Source organism: Flavobacterium suaedae (assembly GCF_014642915.1).
GTDB classification, from domain to species: Bacteria; Bacteroidota; Bacteroidia; order Flavobacteriales; family Flavobacteriaceae; genus Flavobacterium; species Flavobacterium suaedae.
Map to the genome: position 1 here is coordinate 1 of NZ_BMJE01000015.1, position 1,448 is coordinate 1,448.

Genomic DNA, 1,448 nt, shown 5'->3' on the forward strand with positions numbered 1-1,448 from the left:
TAGCTTTTACAGCCTTCGGGGCTGGTTACGGTTACATACAGGGTCTGCGCGTTATCGGTGTTCTGATAGGTTTCGGGGTTTTCGATTGGCTGGTCAGCTTCTTGCTGTGCCTGGCTTTCGTAGTAGACTACGGTGTAGCCTTGGCCTACGCCGAAGTCGCCCAGGATTTCGTTGTTTCTTGTGGTTAAATCGAAGGTTTCTACGCCGTCGTTTGGTAACTGGGTTTCACAGATGGTGTACAACGCAGGGGTTGTGAGTAACAACGGCTGGTTGAAGTGTATCGTGAAACTGGTGATACCGTAGCATTCGGTTACGGGGTCTTCTACGCGTACCCAGATTTCTTGTTCATCACTTGCGTAGTAGGTGCCCGGGTTGGTGATGCGTGGGGCGCCGGCTCTTGCAAAGGTTTCGCTGGTGAAGTAGTGGATGATGGCGTCGGGGTTGGCCGGTTCGAGTCCGTCGTAGATTACTTGGTCTTGTTGGGTCAGGTCTACTTGGGCTTGGCCGTCTTGTCCGTTATTGTCTTCATCGTCACACTGGGTGATGTCTTCTAAATCGGGTACTTGTGGTGAGGCGATTACGGTTAGCTCCAGTTGGTATGGGGTGCTGTTGTAACAGCCGCTTTGGGTGTTTGCTACACGGATGTAGATGTAGTCCTGGTAGGGTATGGCGTTTTGGTAGTTGCTCAGGTTGGTGATGGGGTTTAAATCGTTCAGTGCGTCCTGTGCGGTTTCGTGGAAGGTTACTTCCAGGTTCTGGCCATTGTTTTCCAGGGCTTCGATCATGGATTCCAGGTCGAAGGTGGCGATTCCGTCGCCGTCTTCGTCACACAGGGTGGTCAGCTCGGGATCGATGTTTTCGGGGTAGAGTACGGGTAGTGGTTCTACGCGTACGTCGAGTAGTACGATGCGGTAGCAGCCGGTGGCTTCTACGGTTACGCGTACAAACAGGGTTTCTACCGGGGTGGTCGACGGGTTGGTGTAGCTTTCCGGGTTGGTGATGGCGTTGGTGCCTGCTTCTGCGTCTTGATAGCTGTGGTGGATGGTGAATACGAGTCCGTTTAGGTCGTCGGCTATTTCAGTGTATTTGGTGGTTAAATCGAATTCTTCTTGTTCGTCACCGGGGTTGTTTTCGTCACACAGGGTGTAGGGGCTTGGGTCGTTTACCTCGGGTAACGGGTTAACGATTAGCTCTAGTGGTACGATGTCGTAACAGCCGGTTGTGTTGTTGGTGACGCGTACCCAGATGGTGGCGCTTGGGCTTTGGTAGGCGCTTGGGTTGGCGATTGGACCGGTACCTAGTTCGGCTGCGGCCTCTGTTTCATAGTAGCTTACGCTGTATAAACCAGGGTCTAAATCGGTGCCGAGTACTTCTCCGTCTTTGATGGTTAGGTCAAAGATTGCCTCTCCGTCGGTGTCGTCACTGCCGTTGTCGCACAGCTCGTAGTC

1 protein-coding gene is annotated in these 1,448 nt (G+C 53.0%); it reads right to left on the minus strand.

Annotated features, from left to right (window positions below):
* Positions 1-1,448: FIDD domain-containing protein (locus IEW45_RS14710; RefSeq protein ID WP_505692160.1), on the minus strand; the 1,448-nt coding region annotated here is incomplete at both ends.